Origin of the sequence: Streptomyces sp. NRRL F-5650, assembly GCF_000721365.1 — a bacterium.
In the GTDB taxonomy this organism is placed as follows: domain Bacteria; phylum Actinomycetota; class Actinomycetes; order Streptomycetales; family Streptomycetaceae; genus Streptomyces; species Streptomyces ardesiacus.
Window position 1 is genome coordinate 1 of record NZ_JOGV01000208.1, and the last position, 227, is coordinate 227.

Genomic DNA, 227 nt, shown 5'->3' on the forward strand with positions numbered 1-227 from the left:
CGGAGACGGGTCGGCCGCGTCGGGTGGGTGTGTCGTCGTTCGGGATCAGCGGCACCAACGCCCACGTGATCCTGGAGCAGCCCCCTCGGAACGGGCACCTGGCGGCCCCCGCCGGCTCCCCGGCTCCGCTCGCCGCTCCGCCGGTCGTCCCGTGGGTGATCTCCGGTCGGAGCGAGGAGGCGTTGCGTGCGCAGGCCGTGCGGCTGCGGGACCACCTTGCCGCCGAG

General features: G+C 75.8%; 1 protein-coding gene. It reads left to right on the forward strand.

Features of this window, described 5'->3' with window-relative positions; translation table 11 throughout:
- Positions 1–227: ketoacyl-synthetase C-terminal extension domain-containing protein (locus IG88_RS40060; protein WP_037837607.1), on the forward strand; the 227-nt coding region annotated here is incomplete at both ends.